This window comes from Pseudomonas entomophila (assembly GCF_013523165.1).
Lineage (GTDB): Bacteria > Pseudomonadota > Gammaproteobacteria > Pseudomonadales > Pseudomonadaceae > Aquipseudomonas > Aquipseudomonas entomophila_A.
Map to the genome: position 1 here is coordinate 155,382 of NZ_JAAMQI010000001.1, position 21,104 is coordinate 176,485.

Below are 21,104 nucleotides of genomic sequence, written 5' to 3' on the forward strand. Positions count from 1 at the left end.
CTCCCTTAGCGGTTGATGCGGCTGGCGAAGTCCACCAGGTAGCGGTCGGTGATGCGCTGGCGCAGGGTCAGGTCTTCCAGCGGCGGCACCGGGGTGTAGTCGTAGTCGATGAACAGCCGCCCGGCCTTGAGCGTGGTGGCCTCGTTGGCCTCGGCGTCGTACCAGGCGCTGGCCCCGATCAGGTACCCGGCGCCGACCAGTTCGCGGAACTTGGCGTTGATCCCCTCCAGGATGTCGCGCACCAGCGACGGATGCAGGGGCAGGTCGACCGCCCACATGTGCGCGGTGGCCATGGTGTCGGCCAGCACCTGCGCGGTGCGCGTGTAGTTCTCGAAGGCGAACAGCGGGTCGGCGCTGCACGTGCGGCTGCCCCAGAAGCGGTAGCCGTTCTCGTTGATCAGCGTGGTGACGTCGTTGCCGTTGAGGTAGTTGGCGTCGGTGGCAGGGTTCTGCAGATCCCAGAAAACGTCGGCGCTGATACCGGTCACGCCGTTGACGGCGACGTTGGACAGGGTCTTGTGCCAGCCGACCTCTTGGTCGAGCTTGGCGCGCAGCCCCACCGCGCGGGCCACGGCAGGCTCCAGGGCGGTGGCACTGATGGTCGTGTCCCAACTCTGGAAGTCCGGCCAGATCACCATTACCTCACGCGCGCCGAAGTTTTCGCGATAAGCGGTGGCGGCTTCCTTGGTCTGGCAGCCCCAGGCACTGACGTAGGCGAAGGCCCGCAGGTGTTGGGCCAGGGACACCAAGGCCGACGCAACGGGTAAAGCGTCCAGCCCTGGTACGGCCAGAATACGCGGTACCAGGCCGACCTTGGCCTTGGCGGCGAGCAGGGCTTTCATGCCGGTGTAACGGCCGTCGGCGGTAGTGGTGCCGATCAGCGCGGAGAGCGTCTCGGCCTCGGTCTCGCCTTCCAGCACACGCACGACGATCACGAACGGATTGGTCTGGTCGGCGATCGCCTGGAGCGACCGGGCCAGCGTGCCTTTGGTACCGGCCTTGCCGATGGCCGCCTTGACGTTGCTCAGCAGCACCGGCGTGTCGGCCGGGAAGGCCTTGGCATCGGCATCGGCGGCGGTGCAGACCAGGCCGATGACGGCCGTGGGGATGGTGCGAATGGGGCGCGTGCCATCGTTCAGTTCGATGACCCTGACGCCGTGAAGGTAGTCGGCCATGGGGTGCCTGCGCAGTGGTGGAATGACACTGCACAGGCTGCCCGCGACCGGCGTCGCAGACGAGTGTCAGCCGCTGTATTGGGCCCGGCTACAGGCTGAGGGTGGGCAGCCAGGCAGGGGCAGAAGGGCGAGCATCCGGATCGGGAAAGGCGTCTGCCGAGGGCCAGTCGCGCAGGGCTTGGCGGTAGGCGTACAGTTCGCTGCGCTGCCCGGCGGTGATGGGATAGTCCGGCATCACCAGGTAGTCGCTCGCGGTGATGGCCGCGCTGCGCCAGTCCCGTTCCTGCTGTGCGGCGGCCTCGTATTTGGCCTGTGCGTCGAGTTTCCAGCCGTCGCCGGTCCAGACGTGGAACGGGCCTGGCCAGGGCTGTGACGTCAAATCGTCGGGCAGCGGCCCTAGCGTACGATGTTCGAGCATCGCACCCGTCTCGGTGCTGTAGACCGGGCCCCGGTGATCCTCGACCTCGCGAGGCTGGCCAGCGACCAACGCCCAGGCATGCCCTTCGCGTGCGGGTGGAAGCGGGCGTTCGAGTTCGAGGGCGTGCTCAGGCACATGCGGCCCGAGGCCCGGTACGACCGGCAGCGATACCGGCCCTTGCAGCTCACCGCAATCGGTGTCGACGAGATAGATGTTCATGGCGTCCTCAGATCAGTTTGATGCGGCCGGGGTAGGCCATGTTGCGGCTGCGCAGGCGGATCCAGTTGTTGATGGCCTGTGCCGTTTCGAGCGTGGCTTCGCCTATGCAGGAGTTGTCGGTCGTTTCGAGCGGATAAGGATTGCCGCCGGCCACTTTGGCACCGGGTGGAACGGCGCCGCCCGTGCCCACCGTCGAGATCCTTCCGTCTGGCTGGGCATAGGCAGTCCCCATGATGTAGGCACCGTGATCCATGTCGGATCCCGACCACTCTTGCACCACGGTCCGAATCCACGTCCCGTCCTGCCATGAACCGGCCTGGCGCCCAGCGTCTACACCACGGTTCTCGTCCAGCAGGCGAATGAACTCGCCACGCGCATCGGGGAGGCGGAACGTCGAGGTGCCGTTACCCGTGGTCCAACTGCCTTCGTTACCGCGGCGTGCCGCCTCACCGACCAACATCCCCGAGGCTTGCGCATGGTCCCAGACCCACGGCCATTCGGCCCGTGACAAGGTGCCCCCGTTGGGCACACCGTAGCCTCCCGGTGCGAACGAGACCCCTGCCGCGAAGCCGATATGCCCGACCGGCGTCCCGTCGAAGCGTCCGACCGGCCACCAGCTCCCGGCGCCATCGCTGCGCAGGTGCCACCAGTCTCCCGCACCCATGAGCACCAGGAACGGATACCCCTCGCTGCGCAAATGGGTGTGGAACTTGATCCGGTCACTGCCTGCGGTCTGTACCTTGACGCGGTTGCCCGTGTTGTCGAGCCGTCGAATCAGGAAGTCACGAACCCCCAACGCTGCGTTGGCCGGGGGCAGGGTGAGGGTTCTTGCACCCTTCGCCGCATCGACCACCACGACCCCTTCATGGCTGGCGGTCAACGTGGCATGGGCAGTGAAGTGCGTGAACCGACCCCGCAAGCGGTACTGCGCGTGCGGGTCCGGATGATCCAGATGCGCTTGCGCGACCTGGTCGACGTACTGCCGTGTCGCCAGCACCACGCTGGGGTCGATCTTCAACTGCACCGCTTCGGTGCTGCTCACGATCAGCACCATGCGCAGGACCTGCGTGCGGCCCGAGCCCTCGGCCATTTGCGGCTTGTAGCTGGGCGGGCAGTTGCTGACCGCCACCAGGTCACCGGCCGCGTCGAACAGGCCCATTTCGCGTAGCCAGTAACCGCCCTCGGTTTCGGGGATCACCAGTTCGGCGATGATTTGGCTTGGGTTGAGCGGGTCCGGCGCCAGGTTGTTCAGAGAGGCGCGGTAGCGCTCGTTGATCAGGCGAGTTTGGTCGCGTGTGGGCGTGGGCAGATCGCCGTTGCCGTCACCGACGGCCATCTGGCTGATCTCCAACTGGGTACCCAGCGAGAGGGCATTGGCGAGCTTGGCTTCGCCAATGGCGGTCAGGAGGGCGAAATAGGTCTGGCTCATGGGTAGACGCTCATGATGTCGTGGGAGTGATCGGCACCGCCCACGCGCACGGCGCGGGCGCTGACTTCGATGGGGCCAGGGGCGTAGGGGTAGACGGTGAGGACTTCACCGTCGTGTGCGGCGACACCGACGGGTAGCGGGCTGCGTGTTTCCAGGCTGATGAGCAGCCCGACCATGTGCCGGCTGACCGGCTTGGCGTCGTCGATCAGCCAGACCAGTTCCTGGAACATCGGCTCGGTGATACCTGTCTCGAGCACGCCGACCTTGAGCACGAAGGTGCCCGGTGTGCCTGGGGGTAGCATCTCCCACCACTCCTGCACCTCGATCAGGTAGCCCAGGGGCTCGATCACCCGACGCAGGGCGCCGATGGTGCCCTTGCGTTGATGGATGAAGTAAGCCGCGCGGATCGCGGCACGTTTGGCAGCCTCAGGCCAGGCCGGGTCCCAGCGGTCGACGGAGAAGGTCCAGGCCAGGTAGGGCAGCAGCTCGACCGGACAGGCATCGGGGTCGTAGAGCTGACGCAGCGGTATGGGCACCCGCTGGATATCCGCCAAGGCCTGCGCGGCCAGACGCTCGAGGCGAACCGACGTGCTGGGGAGCAGTGAGCGTTCGGTCATCCTTCATGCCCCTGGCGCAGCGTGATGCCGGTGCAGTAGGGCGCCTGCGTCAAGGTGGCCGCGATGTCCTGCCAGCCTTCGAGCGTCACTTTGCGCACGCCTTCCACGTGTAGGCAGGCATGCAGGATCGAGCGGGAGATCTCCAGCCCGAGGCGGCGCCGTTGGGTGACGAAGCGCTCCAGGCGAGTACGGGCGGCTGCCAGCGCCAGTTCGCTTTCGGGGCCTGCCGTCAGCATGTACAGGGTAGCGCTGACGGCATAGCGGACGATCTCGGCGGCCTGCACGGTCACCCGGTCGGCTACGGGGCGACGGTCTTCGTCGTTCAACTGCGTAGCGACGTCGGTCAGCAACTGCGCGGACGGCGTGCCATCACCTTCGAACGACTGCACGGTGACCACCACCTCGGCCGGGCTCGGGCTGTAGGCACTGGCGTCGGCGACCAGGCCCGAGGCCGAGCGTGCGTGGAAGATGTAGCTGTTACGCGGCCCGGCCGTGCTCAGACCTTCCCAGGCCATTTGCGCCCGTTCGCGCAGGCTGTCGTCGCTCTCCAGCAGTGCAGGCACGGGCGGTGTCGCGGCAGGATCGGCCGGGCGTATGACCAGGCGCCGAACGTTGAAGTTGGCGACCAGGTTGTCCAGGTCCGCCCCTCGCGCGAAGGGCAGCAGGTTGGCCATGGCCGCCTCGTTGACCCGCTGACGCCACACCAGCTCCCGGTAGGCGTTCTCTTGCAGCAGCTTGGTAAGCGGCTCGGACTCCAGGGCGAGCCTGGCCTCGATCTCGGCGCGCTCTTCAGGCGGCCAGAGGTCGAGCAGGCGGGCCTTGCGCTCGGCGAGGATCTGCTCGTAATCGAGCGGCTCGACCACCATGGGCGCTGGTAACAGACTCAGGTCGACGGCGACGAACGTGCTCATACGCTGGCTCCCAGGTTCAATGCGAGACTCACGCGGGTTCGCTCGTTGTCGTCGATCAGGATGTACTCCAGGTCGAGTACGGTGACGCCTTGCAGATTGGTCTCCTGTACGGACACCCGGTGCAGCCGGATCCGAGGCTCCCAGCTCATCAGCGCCATGGCGGTGGCGGCATACAGGCGCAGGCGGGTGGCATCGTTGGCGGGCTGGTCGACCAGCTCGGGCAACAGGCTGCCGTACTGACGGCGCATGACGCGGGTGCCGATACGCGTGGTCAGGATGTCGCCGATGGACTGGATGATGTGCTCGCGTCGGTCGAGCTGGGCGCCCGTCGCTCGGTTCATGAAGTGGCCTCCGGTTTGCCGGTCTTGCCCAAGCCCGGCGTCACGTCACCGTGCGGATGATTCACCAGACTGACGCCGGCAGCGATCACGTCCTCACCGACCGTGACGGTACCGCTCACCTGCTGGTTGCCCTGCTGGATGTAGTCGCCTTGATGGGTGAGGGTGCCGACGATGTGCAATCCGCCATCGCTCACCAGCGAGAGCGTGGCACCGGCCGGCAGTGTGATCCCCAGATGATGCGCGTGGCTGTCGTACTCGATGACGGCACCGTCGCGGTAGCTGCGTCGGTGCAGGTCAGGCCGATCGCCGTTGGCGGGTATGGCGTTCTGGTAGAGGCCGGTGAGTACGAAGGCGTTGGCCAACTGGCCGCTGGGCGCGATCACCACGACCTGCTCGCCCTCGGTGGGCGGATCCCAGATTCGGTCCTTTCCCGCACGCGTGGTGAGCCAGGGCAGCCAAGTGGTGGTCAAGTCGCCCGTCCGCACGCGCACGCGCGGTGGCTGGTGCTGCACGGCAGCGATGCGGCCATAGCGGACGAGGTTTTCTAGCAAGCGGTGGAGGGTGGCGAGATCGTTCATGATGTTAATGCTTGCGCAAACCGATACGCCCAGCACCGAGAAGACCTTGTAAGATTTAGCTTTACAGCCCGCGTTGGAGTGCTTCAAGTGGAAGGTTTTTTGAAAACTGTTCGGTTTGACTCTGCACAGCAGTTGCTTAATGCGCTTATGCCATGGTCGGAATATTTACAAGGAAATAGCTATGTTTTTAGAGGTCATAAGGACGCAAGATACAAGCTGGTGCCGCAAGTCTTACGGGATGACTCGTTACGTCATATGCAGGCGATGGCTAGAACTTACATAGAGGTGGATGATCATCGCAGGCATGAGGCTTCTGTCTATTTGTTCTATGAATTTCAGCTGATTAGGGATTTTTACAAGCTGGCTGATTTGGCCGGGTTGCACGTTCCATTGTCAGGATCGCTGCGAAAGAAGATCCATAGTCTAGTGGACTTTGACCTTGTAGCTTTCACCCGGGATAAGGTGGAATGGCTACCCGACGATATACTAGAAGCTGCCGGCTTGGCACAGCATTACGGAGTGCCCACTAGACTTCTCGATTGGACCCATGATCCGTTGGTGGCTGCTTTTTTCTCATCCTGCTCATGTGTCAATGCTGAGGGTGAGTTATGCATATGGGCGCTAGATCAAAGCAAAATTCAAATGCTTGAGCTGTGCGACCCCAATTTTCCTTTGGTTTTTACGCAGCCACATTATGAGGGTAACCCAAACCTTGCAGCACAACGTGGCTTGTTCACTCACTGGAAAACTAAGATAGAAAGCTATCAGGTGTTTGGTGTTAACACACTTGATGGTTCTGTTGAGGCGATTGATCAGCGGGCCTTAGAGTCCCAGCTTTATGAGCACGTGACTAATTCTGGGAAAGGTTGTCCAGACGAAGTCTTTACGAAATTTTTGCTTCCCGCCTCCGAGACAGTCGAGCTCGCGCGTATGCTGAGAAGGCTAGGCTATGGACCTGCAAGGATGTTTCCTGGGTATGGTGGCGTGGCGGATGAAATGAAAGAGCGCATCATGCTTCGAGGTTCAAGTAATGACGAGGTCAAGCCGAATTTGTAAGATGGTTCAATAACTGCTCTCGCAGGAGTGAAAAATCATGAGGCGTCCAACCTAAAATTTCACGCCTAGCGTATTTCACGGACTTTGATCCAGGTCTCGCTGCGTCATGTAGGCCGTACTGGTGAACGCGAGCGATACGTGCCAAGCGACCGGTGAAACCGACCGTGAGGCCGCTGGCGTTACCTCGCGCTTTCATCATGGACGCAGTCTTTAGCCGTCGAAACATCTTGGCCTTGCCCCGTACGCGGCCTGTCTTGTCGCGCAGTCGCGGCTTGCGCGGCGCAAAGGCGGTACCGTCAGGATTTCGCTGGGCAGTGATGCGCTGTTGCTGGCTGCGACGCACTTGCTGGGCGAGCGTCTTGGCCAGTTTGGTGCGTGCGGCGGGCTCGAGGCGTTGCAACAAGGGTGCGGCCCAGTCTTCCAGCACATTGAGGTCAGTCATGCGCAGGCGCCTTCGGGTGAGGGCTGACCAGGGCCATGCCGTCGGGCGGCACGGGAGGTTGCCAGGCGGCCAGCAACTCGCCATTGGCATGCAGCTCGATGCGGCCATGGTCCTGATAGGGCGTATAGCCCGGTTCGGCGGGATGCGACACCTCGAAACCGGTCTCGGGGGTGCCTTTGACCACCACGCGTTCGGTCAAGGGCAGGTTTAGGCTCAGGTCCACCTTGCCGGCGTCGAGGATGTCGGCCTCGAATTGTACGCCATCGGCGGCCTTGTCCAGGTTGACCAGCAGTTCGGACTGGTGGGCGCGCAGCCAGCCCAGCAGCGGCAGCATGACGCTATCGGGGTGGCCTGCGAAGTCGGTCAGGATCACTTGCAGGCTGTAGCTGTACTCGAACGATAGGCTGGATGCCGCCGTGCAGCGGACCTTGCCATTGTCGATGAACATCAGCAGGCGGTCAGGGTTGTGCGCCAGGTCCGGCACGGCGGTCAGCAGATGGGCGCGTAGGCTATCGGGTTTGTTCATGGTTCACCTGGTGCTCGAGGATGCGGTCGACCTGGGCAGCGCATTCGGCCCAGGCGTGTTCGAGGCGGTCTTGATCGCTGAGCAAGTCACCGTTGTGGCGGGGGTGTGTCGCCGGCAGCTGGCACGGCACCACTGCCAGACAGCCACTGACGATAGGCGTTGGCGCCGGTGAGGGCGGGACGCTCGCGCAACCGGCGAGCAGGATCGGGCAGAGGCTGAACAGCCCAGTGGCGAAGCGCGGCGTTTTCATGGGTGAGCCTTTCGAGTTGGCGTTGACGTTGGTCCAGGCCGCGGCGCAGCTCGCGTTGCAGCGTCAGGGTGCGGGCCTGGGCCGCGCGTTCGCGGGCGAGCAGGTCGGCCAACTGCGCGGCGCGGGCCTGGTGTTGATCGATCGTGTCGCGGTCGCGCTCGGCCTGGGCCTCGAGGCTGCCGACGTGTGCCTGGGCGGCGTCCAGGTTGGCGTGGAGCACGCGCACCCAGCCGACGCCGGTCGCCAGGGCGATCAAGGCCAGCCCTGCCAAGGCGCCACGCCATGGGATCATGCGTCAGCCTGCCGATGCCGTTCGTAAGCCTGCTGGAGCTTGGTGTCGTACTGGTTTCGTCGGTAATCGGGGCCGTTGTAGCGCTTGGCCACGGCGCTCCACTGCTGTGCCTTGAGCGCTCGATGCAGGACTGCGTCGGTTTCGATGAACCGCACGAAGGCTTCCAGCTGGTCGGTCTCGCTACGCTGCATGGCCTCGACGAACGCCGTGACGTTGGCATACCCCAATCGGGACCAGTGAAACCCCATGACCTGGAAGGCGCCCCAGGACGCTGATTCGAGCGCGCGCTCGTCGTCGATCTCACGGGCACGCGCCAAGCGCTCATGTTCGGCAGCGCCGCCGACGTAACCACCGGGTTTGGGATTGACCAGGGAAGGGTACGTGCGGGCCAGTGCCTCGGCACGCTGCTGCAATTGCGCCGGAACGTCCTCGGCTTTGTTGGGCAGGTGCAGACGACGGTACATGATGTGTCGCTCGTAGAGGAGGGTAGGTCGGCCATCTGGCAGAAAGCCTTGGCCGCGCGACTCGACGTCCTTCAATGCAGCGATGCTCGCCAGGGGGACGTCCAGGCGTCCGGCCGCCTCGAGCAGGTCACGTCGTGCGATTGGCATGTTCATGAGTGACCTACCTTGTTGTGCAGGAAGCGTTTGGCCAGGGCGCGGGTGCCTTCGACGCCCAGCAGGCCGATCACGCCGCCGAAGAAGGGAGCGGTCGAGGCGGCAATCCCCAGCAGTGAAAGGCCATGGCTGGCCGCTAGGGCCAAGGCTCCGCACAGCGGCGCTTCGATGGCGATGCGGCGCCAAGTGCCGCCGCCATACATGATGCGCAGCGCGGCGATCACTACCGCCAGCAGCCCGGCGTACAGGCTGGGCCAGTTGTGTTCGAGCCAAGCGAGCAGCCAAGCCCAAGTGTCGGGACGTTCAGGCATGGGTTTCATTCCGGTGGTCCGAGGTCGGGTGGAGGGTCAGGTCCATAGGTTCACCATGGGTCGCTCGGGCGCGGTCGTGTGCAGTGGCGGCAGGTCGACCAGCAGACCGGTCGGCAGAAAGGGGCCATGCTCGGCCAGGCCAGGGTTGGCGGCGAGCACGGCCTCGACCACGCCCGTGGTGCTGCCGTAATGCCGCCAACACACGGCATCCACGGTGTCGTGTTGCTGGGTGCGCACGCGGTTCATCACAGCAGCTCCACCGTGGTGCGGCTGCTGCCGAGAAAATCGCGGATCGCCCAGCGCTGGTCGCGGCGGTAGTCCTCGATGGTCGGCAAGCTGTCTTCGGCACGCTTGGTACCGCTGCCGGTGGTGTCGTAGCCGCGGTAGCGCTCGCAGACTTCGGCGCCGACGGCGGACGACACGGCCCGGGCGTAGAGGTGGAGCCACTGGGACACGCCCTGGATCTGCTCGCCTGGCACCTCGGCCAAGGTGGCGAAGCCTTCGTCCTGGCGTGCCTGGCGCCAGGCAGCCAACTCACGGTTGACGTCGATCACAGCGGCGATGACGGCGGTTTCCAGTCGGGCCAGGGACACGCTGGCATCGATACGCAGGCTTGCGCGCACCTGATCCAGGTCGATCGAGGGCCAGAAGGGACTGTTGTTGATGTGGCCGCCGGTGGGCGGGCCGTTAGCGATGAATCCGCTCATGGGCGTGGTTCCAGAACAGGTCGGCGGTGGTCGGGACGTCACGGGTGGGCCGCTGGGGCCGCCGTTCGATCCCGAGCCGCCGGGTGCGTGGGACGCTCGGTCAGCCGGCGGCGCCGGCATGTTTCTTCAGGAGGCGTTCGGCGCGCTCCAGGTCTTTCTTGCCGCCACAGCTGCCATGCAGCTCGATGGCGCGCTTCAGCTCTGCGATGCCGCTCGCGATGACGGTGGCCAGGTCCGCGCTGGGCTCGGCTTCGTCCAGGCCGTGCAACAGTGCGCGACCTTGAGCCAGGGCGAGCTTGGCGCGCACTTCGTCGGGCATGTCGTGTGTGGCGGTCAGTTGGGCGGTACGGGCGAGCACGTGCGCGGGGAAGGTGTCGCCCATCTTCTGCGCGTTGAGCGCGGCTTCGGCCACTTCCTCGGCGACCAGGCAACCGGTGGTGCGGCTGAAGCGGTCCGGCATCTTCAGACCGTGCTCGAGCACGTAGGCAGCCACGTCGAGGCCTGGCTCGAACTGCCCGGCATCCAGGTACCAGAGCATGACGGTGGTCAGTACGTCGTCCTGGGCGCCTCGGCCTGCGGCGAGGATGCCGCTCACGTAGGGTGCGTAGTCGGGCAACAGCTCGGCCTTGAGTCGTGCCTTCCCTTGCCCGGACTGGACTTGCTTGAGGCGCAGTTGATCCTGATGCAGCTTAGCCAGCATGAGTTCATAGCTGGTCAGGCCGTCCATCAGCGCATCGGGCGCCGTGGAAGCGGCCTCTTGGGCTGCCGTGACCTGGAGGAAATGCCGCTTGGCGAGGCTCTGGGCCATAGGAGTCAGTCCTCCAGCTCGATGTTCTCGACTACGCAGCCCAGGCCGTAGTCCTCGACCACGTAGGCGTCGTTGCTCGATTCGAAGTTCTCGATGCGGTTCTTGCTGGGGTTTTCCTGGGTGTAGCGGCGGCGGCCTTCGATCTGCCAGTAGATGGACAGGTTGCTCAGGCTGGTGATGAGCATGCCTTTGTCGGGCACGTAGGGCACTTCGACCGGCTGGCGGCCGCCCATGCGCTTCTGCGACAGGATCATGTCGGTGGCGAGCTTTTCGGTGGCCGGTTGATCCTTGTTCACCAGCGGGAAGTACTTGTCGTGGACCAGGGCGCTGCCGAGGATCACCACGATGCCTGGATCCTTGCGGTGCCAGGGGTCGATCAGGTTGGCGATGGCGTCGTAGACCAGGGCGTCGAGGTTGCGGTAGTCGGCGTCTTCGCCATTGCCGATGACGATCTTGCCGGCGGTCTTGCCTTCCTTGAGGACCCGCGCCGGGGCGTTGTCGCGGTACTGCTGCAGCCAGCCGACGTTGACGTCCTCGAGCAGCGGATTGGCCGCGCGATCGGTGGTGGCCGCTGCACGGGTGCCGTTCATGCCGACCATGATCCGGTCCAGGGCCTGGCGCTTGATGATGGCGTCGCGCAGCAGCGTCTGGAAGTTGGGGTGTCGCGCCCAGGCGTCGAGCTGGGCGTAGCGGATGGCGGTGTCGAAGTCGGTCTGGCGGCACTCGTAGCCTTGCTTGTCGAGGCCGGACACGTCGCGCGGGGTGCGCACGCCGTTGCCGGTGGTGTCAGTACGCCCGGCGATGGTGCTGCTGACGCCGATGCCGACCTTCTCGCCCTTGAGTTCGTCGACGCCGATGACGTTGATGCGGCTCAGGAACTCGCTGGACTCCTGCAAGCGGGCTTCGAGCTTCTGTTGCACGGCGGGGGTGACGGTGAAGGTCTTGGTGGGATCGCTGACGCCATTGAGTTGGGCGACCTGGTCGAGGTATGCCTGGTATTGGGTGCGGGTGTCGTTGCGCATGGTTGGGCTCCGGTCTTAGGTGGTGAGTGGTCAGCAGTCGGTGACGGCGCGGCCGTCACCACCGGTTACCGGCGGGCGTCGCGTAGGGTTGTTGTCGGTTTCGCTCAGGCGCTTGACCAGGTCATCGAAGTGGGTGGTGAGCTGGGCGAGCTGGCGTGCCAGGTCGTGCCGTGCGGCTTGCTCCTGGGCGAAGGTTTCGCCCTGGTCGCGGGCATGGTTGGCCAGCGCTTCGACCGCGTCGGCTAGTTCGGCGAACTGACGGTCGTCCTGGGCGGCCTTGGCGCGGCCTTTGCCCAGCGCGTCCATGACGCGGCTGAACAACCCGGCGAGGCGGTGCTCGTTGTCGGTGACCTCTTCGAACTCCAGGGCTACCTCGATGGCCTCGCTGAACAGGTTGTCCGGGTTCTGCTTGCGTGCCTTGAGGGGGCTGGCGTCCGGGTGCTGGGCGCTGAAGGTCAGCATCTCGGTACCGAGGCTGGCCGGGGTGTCGGTGACGGCGATGCCGTCGAGATAGGCGCGGCCGGTGTCGGCGAACTTGGGCTTGATCTCGATGCTGGTGTAGATCTTCTGGCGTGCCTTGTTGAGGGCGATCAGGTCAGCGGTGGGTTCGATCTGGGCGAACAGGGCCAGTTTCTTCTTGCCAGCGATCTCGATTTCGTCGGTCTTGAGTGCCACCACGTCGCCATAGGCGCGGAAGGGGCCATCCGGTAGCAGGCTGCGGAAGTGCTCGAGCCAGACGCGGGCGCCGTAGGTGTTGCGGTCGTAGGTCTCGGCGGCGTCGATCAGCCATTGGCGCTCGATGGTGCGCCCGTCGGTGGTGGCGCCTTCGACGGCGACGCGGAAGAACTTGCTGCGGTACTGCTTGGGTGGGGTGTCGGTCTTGGCGGCCATGGGGTGTCCTCGATGCAGGGCGTTGTGCCTGGCGATGGGTGCATGGTCGGCAGGGCGCCCGATGGCGGCAACGTGGGGGCGTTGTAGGGGCAGGGGCTACAGGGAAGGTCGGTAGGGGTTTGCGCGCGCGGGCGGCAGCATCGGCGCCATGAATGCCACCGTCGATCTGCCCACTGACCCACGTCGCCATGCCAAGCACCTGTACTGGCAGGGCTATCGCGTGTGCGAGATCGCCGAGCTGCTGGGCGAGAAGGACAAGACCGTGCACAGCTGGAAGGCGCGGGACGAGTGGGACCGGGCCACGCCGTTGCAGCGCATTCAGGCGGCGACTGAGGCGCGGTTGGTGCAGCTGATCCTCAAGGATCCTAAGTCAGGGTCGGACTACAAGGAGATCGACCTGCTGCACCGGCAGTTGGAACGTCAGGCGCGGGTCGAACGCTATCAGGGCGGCGGGACCGAGACCGACCTGAACCCCGAGCTGGCCAAGCGCAACGCAGGCGAGAAGCGCAAGCCCAAGCGCAACGACATCCCGGAAGACGCCGTCGAGAAGCTGGTCGAGGCGTTCGTCGACGGGTGCTTCGACTACCAGAAGGATTGGTACCGGGCTGGTGGCCAGCGGACGCGGGCCATCCTCAAGAGCCGGCAGATCGGCGCCACGTACTACTTCGCACGGGAGGCGCTGATCGACGCGCTGACGACCGGGCGTAACCAGATCTTCCTGTCGGCCAGCAAGGCGCAGGCGCACATCTTCAAGGCGTACATCCAGGCCTTCGCCCGGGACGTGGTTGGGGTAGAGCTGGGTGGCGATCCGATCGTGCTGGCCAACGGCGCCGAGCTGCACTTTCTCGGGACCAACGCGCGGACGGCGCAGGGGTATCACGGCAACTTCTACTTCGACGAGTTCTTCTGGACGTTCAAGTTCAGGGAGTTGAACAAGGTCGCCTCGGGGATGGCGATGCAGAAGCGTTATCGCCGGACGTACTTCTCGACGCCCAGTTCGATGGCGCATGAGGCGTACACCTTCTGGACGGGAGAGCGGTTCAACAAGGGCAAGCCGACGGCGCAGCAGGTGGCGATCGATGTGAGCCACGACGCCTTGCAGCAGGGAAGGCTGTGCGAGGACCGGATCTGGCGGCAGATCGTCACGATCCTGGATGCGGAAGGGCGGGGCTGTGACCTGTTCGACCTGGACGAGCTGCGGTTGGAGTACGACGCGGCGGCGTTTCAGAACTTGTTGATGTGTGAGTTCGTGGACGATGGGGCGAGCATCTTTCCGTTGGCCGTGTTGCAGCCGTGCATGGTGGACAGTTGGACGGAGTGGGCGGACTACAAGCCGTTCGCGGCGCGGCCGTTTGCCGATCGGCCGGTCTGGGTGGGGTATGACCCGGCGGAGACGGGGGATACGGCGGGGTTGGTGGTGGTGGCGCCGCCGATGGTGCCTGGGGGGAAGTTTCGGGTGTTGGAGCGGCATCAGTTTCGGGGGATGGACTTTGCTTCGCAGGCGGAGACGATTCGGAAGGTGACGCAGCGGTATTGGGTGACGTATGTCGGGATCGATACGACGGGGATGGGGAGTGCGGTGGCGCAGTTGGTGCGGCAGTTCTTTCCGGGGGTGAGGACGTTTTCCTATAACCCGGAGGTGAAGACGCGGTTGGTGATGAAGGCGTGGGATGTGGTGAGTAAGGGGCGGTTGGAGTTCGATGCGGGGTGGACGGACTTGGCACAGTCGTTGATGGCGATTCGCAAGACGGTGACGCCCGGGGGACGGCAATTTACGTATACGGCAGGGAGGAGTGAGGTGACGGGGCATGCGGATTTGGCGTGGGCGTTGTTTCATGCGTTGCATAACGAGCCGCTTGAGGGGCAGACGGTGGCTAACACTGGGATTATGGAGATTTATCAATGAGCAAGTTGGGGATGAGCCGACGCAGTGGGGGTGACCTAATGCAGCAGTCTTGTGAGGGTAAAGTGATGAAGAAAGGAGAGGATGGGCAAGGAGTGTGCTTTACATTCGGCGATCCTGTACCAGTCCTGGATGGGCGCGAGATCTTGGACTATCTGGAGTCCTGGTCGAACGGTAAATGGTATGAGCCGCCGGTTAATTTTGATGGGTTGGCCAGGTCGATCAGAGCCAGTGTGCATCTTCAGTCTGGGCTGACGTTTAAGCGGAATATGCTGGTGCGCAGCTTTGTGCCGCATAAGCTGCTGAGCCGGCAGGCGTTTGAGCAGATCGTAATGGATTGGGGGTGGTGTGGGAATCTCTACCTAGAGAAGCGGGACAACATGCTGAGCCGGGCCTTGGGGTTACAGCCTTGTCTGGCCAAGTATATGCGGCGTGGGACTGATTTAGACACTTACTACCAGGTGCGAGGGTGGAAGGACGAGCACACGTTCAAGGCGGGTACGGTTTGCCATCTGCGAGAGGCTGATATCAATCAGGAAATTTATGGGTTACCGGAGTGGATGGCGGCGTTGCAGAGTGCGCTGTTGAATGAGAGTGCTACTTTGTTTAGACGTAAGTATTATCAGAATGGGAGTCATGCGGGGTTTATTCTTTATATGACTGATGCGGCGCACAATGAGAAGTTTGTGGATGATTTGCGGGACGCTATGCGGAACAGCAAGGGGCCTGGGAATTTTCGGAATTTGTTTATGTATGCTCCGGGTGGGAAGAAAGATGGGATTCAGTTGTTGCCAATTAGTGAGGTGGCGGCGAAGGATGATTTTGGCGCTATAAAAAACGTTAGTAGGGACGATCTATTAGCGGCGCTTCGCATTCCGCCGCAATTAATGGGGATTGTACCGCAGAATGCCGGGGGGTTCGGCTCTGTTAAGGATGCAACGGAAGCTTGGGCAGGAAATGAGCTTGAGCCAATAAAAAGAAGGTTGTGCGGAATAAATGATTGGATTGGCGATGCGGTGATTAATTTTGAGTTTAATATTTCGGTGTAAATGACAGGCTTTTGTAGGTGGCCTGTCATTTGTTGTGTGCCACTGATCAATGTTCGAGTGATGTGTTCGTGCTGATGGCCACCATTTCATTCGATTCTTGTTGGCTTCTGAAAATAGAGTCAGCTAGTCGGGTGCCGGTTGAGACTAGCTTTGAAAGAACTCTTAGTTGTTCTTTGCAAGCTTTGCTGGTTGTTGGGTTTGGATAGTTTATGGTGTGATCTATCTCTCCCCAGATTTCCTCGAATAAAGTTCGAACTTGGATTTCACAATAAATTGTAGAGCCCTGTTTAGGGCTAACAACATAATGTATGCTTGTATAATATGTGGGCTTGGTCTGAGCGTTTAATCCCAGGGTTGTGAAAAATTCAGAGGCCTCTGGATCCCACGAATAGGCAACCGGAGACTCTCGCAAAAACCAGTCACCATTATCTACTTGATTCATGATGTGCTTGTGGATCTCGGTAAACTGATCCTGGTAAAGGTGAAGTACTCGCACACCTGCAAGATCTGTTATCTTGGAGAAAATATTTTCAGGAGTAATTGGATCTTTGTCTGACCATTTCCTGAGAATTTTTTCGTGCAGGTGGTCTGCATCTTTTAGTCTGCTTTTGATTGTATGTATTAAAGGGTTGCCATAAGAATTTAATCTGGGGTCGAGCCTGAAGGAATCCACTACGCCATTTAAGAATCGCTCAAACAAGTAGCGATCTTTTTTGTATGCTGAAACAGCTTCTTCAATGTTTTTATTTTTGCTCATGTCAGTTGCCCAGCAGCTCTATGCGCGAAATAAGATCTTCGCCAAACTCAATATATCTTGCTCGGGTGTCTTCATACCTTTGAGTTGCTGCGTTGATAGTGCTTTTATGGTCTTGTTGTATATTGTTTAAGCCAGGAACTTGCCACATAGGATGGTGATAATGCTGCGCCATTGATGGGAAGGTGTTATGGCTGTGCATTACAAGTGTGTTGCCAATGGGTTGAGCTAACAGCTCTTGAGTGAGATGTTCGCGTAAATCTTCGGCGATACACTCTTCAATGACTCCAGGGATCTGGTTTGCATAGTTCAGGTGGGCTTGGGCCAAGTCCCACTTGTTATTATATCCGCTGTATTTTTTTGCGTTGTATATTGTGTAGCCAAGGAACGTCACAAATTTTTCAGGAAAGCTATGTCGCTTTTCAACTGATATAAGTTTATAAATTATCTCAAATTCTTCTTTCCAAGCGCTTAATGATTTTCCGATGTTCTTTATGCCGTATAGGGAGAACAAATCTGGTGACGCTGGTACAAAGAATCCGTCTACGGTGGATATAATTACTTTATTCAGGGATCCTAGGCTGGGTGACGTGTCAATAATTACATAGTCGTAATCGCCTATTGTGGAATATTGCTCTGCAAGAGTCCTGATTTTCGTTATTGTGCGTATTGCTAACGGTTCGCCTCTGTAGGAGTCAGTCCATCGGCTTGCAATTTTCTCTTCGTAGAGGTGAAGGGTTAATCTTCCGGGTATGATATCTAAAGTTTTAGTAATGCTAAAGGGTGGTGGAAGATGTTCTAGTTCCCCGGTCCCTTCCTCTGTTGGTTTGAGAAGATAATGGATGCTTCTACATTTGCGATTGAGTCTATCAAATTCATATTGGCCGAGCCGATCTTTAGTGGCCTCGAAGCCAGTATCGATAAAACTATCTTCTTCTTCCCAAATAGAGTGCACTATATCTTGGTCTAAAGAGTAAATTGTAAGATTGCATTGAGGGTCGGCGTCGATCATCAAGATCTTAAAGCCACTTTCAGAAAGTGCATGCGCTAAGTGGTATGTGAGCGTAGTTTTTCCTACGCCGCCTTTATTGTTAAAAACAGAAATCACTTTCACTTTCTACTCCTTGTTTATTTGAGTCTAGCAGGACCTAAATCTTTAAGATCAAGAAATGATGTAGGGATGGTGGCATTTTGCCTTTGAGGGTGATAGCGCGCAAGTCTGAAGATCTTTCTGTTTTGCCCGAACCCTGAGCACGCCCTCGTCCCCCCGCCACGCCTGCGGGCTAAACGTGGCAAGAATTCCGCAACCCTGCACAGTGCTCTGCCGAGCGCGGCTGGGGGCTTGGTTCAGTCTGGAAGCAAGACGTTCCTTCTGCGAAAGCCTGCATCGCCAGCTTCCGTTTCAGCAGATAGGAGCGGGCTTAGAACCGGATGCTGGGCGCATCAGGGGTGACCCCTCTGAAAAAGGTAATTTTGGTTAGGAGGGTAGTTGAGCAAGCTGCAAGCCCCGTCCCAGACAGCTTGGAGCGATTACCTCCAAAGGTAATCTACGGTAAGAAGAAAGGTAATTTTTAGTTATGTGATTGATTTTAAAGGATTTTATCTTAGCAAGATCGAACCGATTTCTAGGGTAATCCACTTACCTCTCAATTACCCAAAAATTACCTTTTTTCAAAACCGCTGGAGCCCTTGATTTACGCGGCTTCCAGCCATTTTCACTCAACGTGATTACCAAAATTACCTTTTTCCGAGGGGTCAACCTGAAACGGCGCTCTCCGGTAGCAAGAGGGTGTTACGGTCGACCTGCACGCACGCTCTGGGAACACGCTGGGAACAAAAACACCGACATCCGCACGCTGCCCTCACGAATTTCAAGGCCTCCAGCCCAGCACGCACAGATTCGTTGAGTTCGAGTCTCTTCGTCCGCACCATGTAAGTGCCTGATTCTAAAGAAGTTTTTTTCAGAGACCTGCCATTTGGGAGCGTTTTTGGGAGCAAACTGGGAATTTCAGGCAAAAAAGGCAGCCCGTCGAGGCTGCCTTTTTCGTTTTCGCGCAACTGGCCATAGACATTTTTTCAGACACCCCTTGCACTCCCGTGCGGCAGGTGGCAGTATTTCCCCATTCCTAGAGATCCGCCCCAGGCGGCTCTGGCAAGCAACCGGCCCTGAGCCGGTTTTTTTGTGCCCGCAAAACACCGCCTCTATTGCGTTCCGCTCTAACGCTCGCTGCACGCCGCACCTGTCTGCCTCGCCGGACGCCACTGCGCCGCCGCAGCCCTTTCGTCGTGCCCGCTTTTCCTCCCTTCCTCCAAGGTTGCACACCATGCTCAACGACTACCGTTGCGGCCATTGCGGCCGTCTGCTCGCCCGTGTGGGCGAGTTCACCGAGTTCCAGATCAAGTGTTCCCGTTGCCGGACCTTGAATCATGCGAAGGCCTCGAGCCTTGAGCCAGCGCCACCGAGCGCGGACGGAGCAGCGCGACTGCCCCTGACCACTCATCATTCCGAGGTAACACCACATGGCTAATTCCAGCACCGGTCTCAACACCCTGACCAACATCCCTCTGCTGGGGATCAACCTGGGTTCCCACGCCAACGCACGGCAGATCGTGCCGGGCGAGGCAGGCACCCACTACTTCTGGCCAACGCGCGACACCGTCCGACTGTGGGTCAAGCAACGCGGGGTGCGTCTGATCCGCTTCCCGTTCGAAGTGCAACGCGCCATCAACCTGTCCCACGAAGGCCTGCCAGGGCAGGGTGCCAGCCTCGACACCACCTTCGTCAGCAAGTGGAAGGAGCTGTTGGGCTGGATTCGCGAGGATTCCAACGGCGAAGCGAAGATCATCCCCGATCCCCACCATTACATGCGCCTGATGCGCTATGAGACCGCGAACGGTGCGCTGACCGGGCGCCTGCTGCCGGCCAATCAGGCGGGCAACCAGGGCAACCGGTGGAAGGCCACCGAGCCGGTGCTGATCAACGACAGCAACAGCATCAGCGGCGCGGCATGGTCCGCCGTACACCTGGCCAACTTCCACCAGAAGCTGGTGCAGGCGTGCGACGATCCGATGGTGCTGGGCTGGGGGTTGGGCAATGAGCCTTATGCCCAGACCAATCCCGGGGCTACCGATTACATCACCGCAGAGGACATGAAGACGCTGTACATCAACACCCTGAACATCGTGTTGAAGAACCTGCGCAACAGTTCGCGCAAACCGGTCTTCATCTGCGGCTTGCAGTACGCCAGTGCGCGCTTTTGGGAAGCCTACTCCGATGACCTGCAGGCGCGGATCGTCGACCCGGCCAACGCCATCGTGTGGGAGGTGCACGGCTATGGCGACGTCAACGACAGTTCCAGCGGCGCGTACGAGGGGGATAACACGAAGATCGCGGCCAATGTATTCACCGAGAAAGTGTTCGGTCCGATGTTCACCTATGCCGACAAGCACAAGATGGCGCTGTTCATCGGTGAGGTGGGTATTCCGAGCACCGATGCCGGTCGCACGGCGCTGAAGAACCTGCTGGAGAAGATCAAGCTGGAAAAGGTGCCGGCCACCCTGTGGATCACCGGCCCAGGCTCGGACACCGAGAAGATGAGCCTCGAGCGGGCTGACCAGGCGGCGACGGTCGCTTTGGTCGCGCCATACTTTTCGCAGCGCTTGAGTCACTGGAACTACTCGGCTTCGTAAGGGAAGCGGCGGGGCACCCTGAGCAGCGGGTGCTCCGTCCTCATGGCAAGCGTATGCCATCGACCCTTTTGCCCAGCATGCCTCCGTCGATGCGGAGCTTGCTGGGCAAAGGCGTCGTTCGGCCTGGTTAGTGGACGGGCAGGGCTGCCTCGTCAGGGCCCGGCAGCCTGGCGAAGCGCTCGGACAACCAGGTGTGCAGGCGCGTCACCGTAGGCGAGAGCTGCTTGCGGTGCGGGCAGACCAGGCTCAAGGGCAGGGCAGGCCCTGGATGGTCCGGCATGAGCAGCACCAGGCGACCGCACAGCACGTCGTCACTGACGTCCAGCCAGGACTTGTAGGTGATGCCTTCGCCCGCGACGGCCCAGCGCCGGGCGACATCGGCATCGTCGCTCAGCAGGGCGCCGGTGACGCGTACCGTGTGCGTGCCCAATCGCCACTTGTCGTAGAGACGGCCTTGCTGCATGTACAGCAGGCACTGGTGGTCGTGCAAGTCGCCAGGCACGTGCGGCTGGCCGCAGCGCGCCAGGTAACTCGGCGAGGCCACCAGCACCTTGCGGTTGCGCGGGGCCAGGGGCAGCGCCACATAGGAGGCGTCGACGTCCAGCCCATAGCGAATGGCGATGTCCACCGGGTCGCGAAACAGGTCCACGAGCTGGTCCGACAGCAGGAAGCGCAGGTGCAGCAGGGGATGCTCGCGTCGAAAATCCGTGAGCCAGGGCAGCAGCAGGTTGCGTCCCAGGTCGGAAGGGGCGGCCAGCTGCAAGGTGCCTTGCAATTGCGCCGGGTCGCGGCGCAGGTCGTCGCGCCCACGTTGAAGGGCTTCGAGCGCCGTCAGGGCCGAAGGCAGGTACTGTTCGCCCTCGGCCGTCAGGCGCAGGCTGCGGGTGGTGCGTGCGAACAGGCGCACGTCCAGTTCGCGCTCCAGCCGTTTGACCGCTTCGGCTGCCTGTCCGGGCAGCAGGCCGGCTTCCAGCGCAGCCGCCGTGAAACTGCCGAGGGCCGCACTGCGGACGAAGATCTCCAGGTCATTGAGGCGGATCATTGTCATTCCCGGTGTGAAAGTGTTTGCGCGCCCACCGCCTGTTTGACGCGCGCCCG

24 protein-coding genes and 2 pseudogenes are annotated in these 21,104 nt (G+C 61.2%); 5 read left to right on the forward strand and 21 right to left on the reverse strand.

Annotation, left to right across the window (positions count from 1 at the left end):
* Positions 1-5: 5 nt before the first annotated feature.
* The 7 genes from G7Z99_RS00665 to G7Z99_RS00695 all read right to left on the reverse strand — a co-directional run bounded on the left by G7Z99_RS00665 (position 6) and on the right by G7Z99_RS00695 (position 5,688).
* Positions 6-1,175, reverse strand: coding sequence for a phage tail sheath protein (locus tag G7Z99_RS00665; RefSeq protein WP_181091082.1), 1,170 nt, complete (start codon positions 1,173-1,175; stop codon positions 6-8).
* Positions 1,176-1,263: 88 nt separating this feature from the next.
* Positions 1,264-1,812, reverse strand: coding sequence for a phage tail assembly chaperone (locus G7Z99_RS00670; protein ID WP_181091083.1), 549 nt, complete (start codon positions 1,810-1,812; stop codon positions 1,264-1,266).
* Between the two features lie 7 nt (positions 1,813-1,819).
* The gene (locus G7Z99_RS19760; protein ID WP_258196912.1) at positions 1,820-3,241 is read right to left on the reverse strand and encodes a phage tail-collar fiber domain-containing protein; all 1,422 of its coding nucleotides are present in this window, start codon (positions 3,239-3,241) and stop codon (positions 1,820-1,822) included.
* Positions 3,238-3,858 (reverse strand): phage tail protein I, encoded by a 621-nt coding sequence (locus G7Z99_RS00680; RefSeq protein WP_181091084.1) that lies wholly within the window; start codon positions 3,856-3,858, stop codon positions 3,238-3,240. Before G7Z99_RS00680 ends, G7Z99_RS19760 begins: the two co-directional genes overlap by 4 nt.
* Complete coding sequence (locus G7Z99_RS00685) at positions 3,855-4,769, reverse strand: baseplate J/gp47 family protein (RefSeq protein WP_181091086.1); 915 nt, start codon at positions 4,767-4,769, stop codon at positions 3,855-3,857. The genes G7Z99_RS00680 and G7Z99_RS00685 overlap by 4 nt, the downstream gene beginning before the upstream one ends.
* Positions 4,766-5,110: a GPW/gp25 family protein gene (locus G7Z99_RS00690; protein WP_181091088.1), complete on the reverse strand. Its 345-nt coding sequence runs from the start codon at positions 5,108-5,110 to the stop codon at positions 4,766-4,768. Before G7Z99_RS00690 ends, G7Z99_RS00685 begins: the two co-directional genes overlap by 4 nt.
* Entirely contained in the window at positions 5,107-5,688 is a 582-nt protein-coding gene (locus G7Z99_RS00695; RefSeq protein ID WP_181091090.1) for a phage baseplate assembly protein V, read from the reverse strand. Before G7Z99_RS00695 ends, G7Z99_RS00690 begins: the two co-directional genes overlap by 4 nt.
* 87 nt (positions 5,689-5,775) lie before the next feature.
* Between G7Z99_RS00695 and G7Z99_RS00700 the strand changes: the two genes are divergently transcribed.
* Positions 5,776-6,744 carry an FRG domain-containing protein gene (locus G7Z99_RS00700; protein ID WP_181091092.1) on the forward strand — a complete coding sequence of 323 codons (969 nt, stop codon included), beginning with the start codon at positions 5,776-5,778 and terminating at the stop codon, positions 6,742-6,744.
* Here G7Z99_RS00700 and G7Z99_RS00705 read toward each other — a convergent pair.
* From G7Z99_RS00705 to G7Z99_RS00750, 11 genes and pseudogenes are all read right to left on the reverse strand, one after another.
* Positions 6,728-7,186, reverse strand: a complete 459-nt coding sequence (locus G7Z99_RS00705; protein ID WP_181091094.1) for a phage virion morphogenesis protein — start codon at positions 7,184-7,186, stop codon at positions 6,728-6,730. The genes G7Z99_RS00700 and G7Z99_RS00705 overlap by 17 nt on opposite strands.
* A complete protein-coding gene (locus G7Z99_RS00710) occupies positions 7,179-7,712 on the reverse strand; it encodes a phage tail protein (protein ID WP_181091096.1) in 534 nt (177 codons plus the stop codon). The genes G7Z99_RS00705 and G7Z99_RS00710 overlap by 8 nt, the downstream gene beginning before the upstream one ends.
* Positions 7,696-7,890: pseudogene (lysC, locus tag G7Z99_RS19715) on the reverse strand (Rz1-like lysis system protein LysC); the annotation flags it as partial. The pseudogene lysC and the gene G7Z99_RS00710, both read right to left, overlap by 17 nt.
* Complete coding sequence (gene lysB, locus G7Z99_RS19765) at positions 7,799-8,254, reverse strand: Rz-like lysis system protein LysB (protein WP_181091098.1); 456 nt, start codon at positions 8,252-8,254, stop codon at positions 7,799-7,801. The pseudogene lysC and the gene lysB, both read right to left, overlap by 92 nt.
* Positions 8,251-8,847: pseudogene (locus G7Z99_RS00720) on the reverse strand (N-acetylmuramidase family protein); the annotation flags it as partial. The gene lysB and the pseudogene G7Z99_RS00720, both read right to left, overlap by 4 nt.
* 20 nt (positions 8,848-8,867) lie before the next feature.
* Entirely contained in the window at positions 8,868-9,191 is a 324-nt protein-coding gene (locus G7Z99_RS00725) for a phage holin, lambda family (protein WP_181091102.1), read from the reverse strand.
* 27 nt (positions 9,192-9,218) lie between these two features.
* A complete protein-coding gene (locus tag G7Z99_RS00730) occupies positions 9,219-9,428 on the reverse strand; it encodes a tail protein X (RefSeq protein WP_219854011.1) in 210 nt (69 codons plus the stop codon).
* Positions 9,428-9,889 carry a head completion/stabilization protein gene (locus G7Z99_RS00735; protein ID WP_181091106.1) on the reverse strand — a complete coding sequence of 154 codons (462 nt, stop codon included), beginning with the start codon at positions 9,887-9,889 and terminating at the stop codon, positions 9,428-9,430. Before G7Z99_RS00735 ends, G7Z99_RS00730 begins: the two co-directional genes overlap by 1 nt.
* Before the next feature lie 100 nt (positions 9,890-9,989).
* Positions 9,990-10,697: a phage terminase small subunit gene (gene gpM, locus G7Z99_RS00740; RefSeq protein ID WP_181091108.1), complete on the reverse strand. Its 708-nt coding sequence runs from the start codon at positions 10,695-10,697 to the stop codon at positions 9,990-9,992.
* 5 nt (positions 10,698-10,702) lie between these two features.
* Entirely contained in the window at positions 10,703-11,719 is a 1,017-nt protein-coding gene (locus G7Z99_RS00745) for a phage major capsid protein, P2 family (RefSeq protein WP_181091110.1), read from the reverse strand.
* Positions 11,720-11,749: 30 nt separating this feature from the next.
* Positions 11,750-12,610 (reverse strand): GPO family capsid scaffolding protein, encoded by an 861-nt coding sequence (locus tag G7Z99_RS00750; protein ID WP_181091112.1) that lies wholly within the window; start codon positions 12,608-12,610, stop codon positions 11,750-11,752.
* A 148-nt stretch (positions 12,611-12,758) separates the two neighbouring features.
* Between G7Z99_RS00750 and G7Z99_RS00755 the strand changes: the two genes are divergently transcribed.
* Together G7Z99_RS00755 and G7Z99_RS00760 are read left to right on the forward strand one after the other, a co-directional pair.
* Positions 12,759-14,516 carry a terminase ATPase subunit family protein gene (locus G7Z99_RS00755; RefSeq protein ID WP_181091114.1) on the forward strand — a complete coding sequence of 586 codons (1,758 nt, stop codon included), beginning with the start codon at positions 12,759-12,761 and terminating at the stop codon, positions 14,514-14,516.
* 11 nt (positions 14,517-14,527) lie between these two features.
* Positions 14,528-15,562 carry a phage portal protein gene (locus G7Z99_RS00760; RefSeq protein WP_181091467.1) on the forward strand — a complete coding sequence of 345 codons (1,035 nt, stop codon included), beginning with the start codon at positions 14,528-14,530 and terminating at the stop codon, positions 15,560-15,562.
* A gap of 46 nt (positions 15,563-15,608) precedes the next feature.
* Here G7Z99_RS00760 and G7Z99_RS00765 read toward each other — a convergent pair whose 3' ends face one another.
* Positions 15,609-16,319, reverse strand: a complete 711-nt coding sequence (locus G7Z99_RS00765) for a RelA/SpoT domain-containing protein (RefSeq protein ID WP_181091116.1) — start codon at positions 16,317-16,319, stop codon at positions 15,609-15,611.
* 1 nt (position 16,320) lies between these two features.
* Positions 16,321-17,430: a ParA family protein gene (locus G7Z99_RS00770; RefSeq protein ID WP_181091118.1), complete on the reverse strand. Its 1,110-nt coding sequence runs from the start codon at positions 17,428-17,430 to the stop codon at positions 16,321-16,323.
* Between the two features lie 1,210 nt (positions 17,431-18,640).
* Here G7Z99_RS00770 and G7Z99_RS00775 point away from each other — a divergent pair.
* Complete coding sequence (locus tag G7Z99_RS00775) at positions 18,641-18,844, forward strand: Com family DNA-binding transcriptional regulator (protein ID WP_181091120.1); 204 nt, start codon at positions 18,641-18,643, stop codon at positions 18,842-18,844.
* Positions 18,837-20,006 carry a cellulase family glycosylhydrolase gene (locus G7Z99_RS00780; RefSeq protein WP_181091122.1) on the forward strand — a complete coding sequence of 390 codons (1,170 nt, stop codon included), beginning with the start codon at positions 18,837-18,839 and terminating at the stop codon, positions 20,004-20,006. The genes G7Z99_RS00775 and G7Z99_RS00780 overlap by 8 nt, the downstream gene beginning before the upstream one ends.
* A 127-nt stretch (positions 20,007-20,133) precedes the next feature.
* Here G7Z99_RS00780 and G7Z99_RS00785 read toward each other — a convergent pair whose 3' ends face one another.
* Positions 20,134-21,048: a LysR family transcriptional regulator gene (locus tag G7Z99_RS00785; RefSeq protein WP_181091124.1), complete on the reverse strand. Its 915-nt coding sequence runs from the start codon at positions 21,046-21,048 to the stop codon at positions 20,134-20,136.
* Between the last annotated feature and the right edge of the window lie 56 nt (positions 21,049-21,104).